Genomic DNA, 2,550 nt, shown 5'->3' on the forward strand with positions numbered 1-2,550 from the left:
ATCAGTTTAAAACAATTACATTTGATAATGGATCTGAGTTTGCGAAAGTATCTGAGCTTGAAAATGATGACTTATCTATTTATTTTTGTCATGCTTACGCATCATGGGAACGGGGGTCTAACGAGAATTTCAATAAACTCTTAAGAGAGTTTATACCGAAAGGTAAATTGTTACATCATTTTACTTCTGACTATATATCAGAAGCGGCTGGTAAGATAAATAAACGCATACGATCCATACTCGGTTTAGTGTCCGCTCAAGAAGCCTACCAGACCGAATTGTCTTTAATGGAATAAAGACTTGAGTTATAAAAGAATCGAAAAGCGACATTTCCCCCATGGGGGAAACCCTATACCTGAAAGTCTAATGGGGTATGTCTTTTGAATAGCAATAGTGTTGCATTTGATTTGACAACAGAGGCAAAATTATTTAGTTTAAATTTACTCGAAAAAACTTCTTTTTCAGTTGACATTAACCCTTATTCGCGGTATTATATTAGACGGTATTGTTTGCCACCATGATAAGCCCCGGAAACTTGTTATTGGAACAAACAACATTGGAGACTTTCAGTATTCTTTTATTCGGAACAGTAGAAGATAACGGAAGCAACTATAAACTTAAATTGATTCTTGAAACGAAGAAACGAAAAATTTGGAGGTTAAGATCGTGCGTACAACATTTATGGCGAATGAACAAAACATCGAACGCAAATGGTATGTTATCGACGCAACAGATGTGCCACTAGGTCGTCTGTCTACAGTCGTTGCATCTATCCTACGCGGTAAAAACAAACCAACGTATACACCACATGTTGACACAGGTGACTATGTAATCGTAGTAAACGCTGGAGAAGTAAAATTAACAGGTAAAAAAGCAAGTGACAAAATCTACTCACGCCACTCTGGATATCCAGGCGGTTTGAAACAAGTGTCTGCTGGTACATTGCGTGCTCAAAAACCTGAAAAACTGGTTGAATTATCAGTTAAAGGAATGCTTCCGCATAACCCATTAGGACGCAAACAAGTGAAGAAATTACACGTATACGCTGGACCTGAGCATAACAACCAGGCACAGCAGCCAGAAACACTAGACATCACAAACTTGATTTAAGGAGGGAATCCATTGGCACAAGTACAATATTTTGGAACAGGTCGTCGTAAAAACTCAACAGCTCGTGTTATTATGACTCCAGGTTCTGGTAAAATCACATTCAACGGTAAAGACATGGCTGACTATTTAAGCCTTGACCAATTACACTTAGTAGTTAAACAACCATTAGCTATCACTGATACAGTAGACAGCTATGACATCCGCGTCAACGTAAACGGCGGAGGATTTTCAGGACAAGCAGGTGCTGCTCGTCACGGAATCGCTCGCGCACTATTAACAGTTGACCCTGATTTCCGTGCTCCATTAAAAGCAGCTGGGTTATTAACACGTGACTCTCGTATGAAGGAACGTATGAAACCAGGTCTTAAAAAAGCGCGTAAATCTCCACAATTCTCAAAACGTTAATATGTTATTATCTAGAGGAACTCTTGAAAAAGGGGTCCTCTTTTTAATTACAATCAAAGTTCATCTCTTTACTTTCATAACCTATAGTGGCATAATAAAGGTGAAATAAAAAGAGTCCTGCCTCAACAGGACTCTAGTACAAGCCGTTAAAGACGGTGACTTAGTTTAATAGTTATAAAAAATAACCGTAACTCGTCAAAGTTGAGCGGTTATTTTTTATTGTCCTTTTTAGCTGCGATTAGGATACCAAAGATGATAGTTGCGATTAACGAGCCAAAATAGATGAGCAGTCCTGATGTTTCCGCAATAGACAAAGACCTTTACTTTCTTGGTGAGTAGTGCACCAATCATCAGTACCCTGTCTCTCTTCAGATTAGTAAAATTTTAAATAGAGAGAGAGTTAAAACGATAAGTCTTCCTGGTTAAAAGGGGACTTGTCGTTTTTATTTGGTTAGAAACAGGGTTATAGAATAAGCCCCAACGATTCAAGTCACTGTCATTGCTGCAAACTTAGTCAACGGAGTAATTTCCTTTAATCGCTTTTCTCACCCATTTGGCTGTAACTGTTTCAGCCTCTAGCATGTCTTGAGGTGTACCTTCGTATATAATATGCCCCCCATTTTTGCCGCCCTCTGGTCCCAGTTCGATGACCCAGTCGCTGTTGGCTAAGAAATCAAGATTGTGTTCAATCATAATGACTGTATTCCCTTTATCGACAAGGCGATTGAACAGTTTCAATAAATGCTGAGTATCTTCTGGGTGAAGGCCCCGAGAAGGTTCATCTAGCAAGTAGATTTCCCCTTCGTGTTGCAGCTCACTCGCCAATTTCAAACGCTGAAGCTCACCGCCAGAAAGAGAACTCGTTGATTGACCTAGTGTTAAATAACTAAGTCCAACATCATAAAGAGCTTGTACTCGGTTTAAAATACGTGTGCTTGAAAAATACTGCATACTTTCTTCCACTAGTGTTGCATTAAATTAAAAAGAACTAGTACTTACTACTTGTTACATTCCTCACATGTGGTTTTCTCTAAA

Annotated in this window: 5 protein-coding genes; 3 read left to right on the forward strand and 2 right to left on the reverse strand. The window is 38.9% G+C overall.

Going from position 1 to position 2,550, the window contains the following annotated elements; genetic code table 11:
- The 3 genes from ABDZ53_RS08260 to rpsI form a co-directional block, all read left to right on the forward strand.
- On the forward strand, positions 1 to 296 hold a 296-nt coding region (locus tag ABDZ53_RS08260), incomplete at its 5' end, for an IS30 family transposase (RefSeq protein WP_343755441.1).
- A gap of 370 nt (positions 297 to 666) precedes the next feature.
- Positions 667 to 1,110 carry a 50S ribosomal protein L13 gene (gene rplM / locus ABDZ53_RS08265; RefSeq protein ID WP_343755443.1) on the forward strand — a complete coding sequence of 148 codons (444 nt, stop codon included), beginning with the start codon at positions 667 to 669 and terminating at the stop codon, positions 1,108 to 1,110.
- 12 nt (positions 1,111 to 1,122) lie between these two features.
- Complete coding sequence (gene rpsI / locus ABDZ53_RS08270; RefSeq protein ID WP_343755445.1) at positions 1,123 to 1,515, forward strand: 30S ribosomal protein S9; 393 nt, start codon at positions 1,123 to 1,125, stop codon at positions 1,513 to 1,515.
- A gap of 209 nt (positions 1,516 to 1,724) precedes the next feature.
- On the opposite strand, the gene ABDZ53_RS08275 is transcribed toward rpsI, so the two are convergent.
- On the reverse strand, positions 1,725 to 1,829 hold the full coding sequence (locus tag ABDZ53_RS08275) for a putative holin-like toxin (RefSeq protein WP_343755447.1): 105 nt from the start codon (positions 1,827 to 1,829) through the stop codon (positions 1,725 to 1,727).
- A 196-nt stretch (positions 1,830 to 2,025) separates the two neighbouring features.
- Positions 2,026 to 2,466, reverse strand: coding sequence for an ATP-binding cassette domain-containing protein (locus tag ABDZ53_RS08280; RefSeq protein WP_343755449.1), 441 nt, complete (start codon positions 2,464 to 2,466; stop codon positions 2,026 to 2,028).
- Between the last annotated feature and the right edge of the window lie 84 nt (positions 2,467 to 2,550).

The organism is Alkalibacterium iburiense (assembly GCF_039521845.1).
GTDB lineage: Bacteria > Bacillota > Bacilli > Lactobacillales > Carnobacteriaceae_A > Alkalibacterium > Alkalibacterium iburiense.

What these genes read in the sequence shown, in the direction of transcription:
- ABDZ53_RS08280 (WP_343755449.1), bottom strand. Translation starts at nt 2,466, where the DNA reads ATGCAGTATTTTTCAAGCACACGTATTTTAAACCGAGTACAAGCTCTT.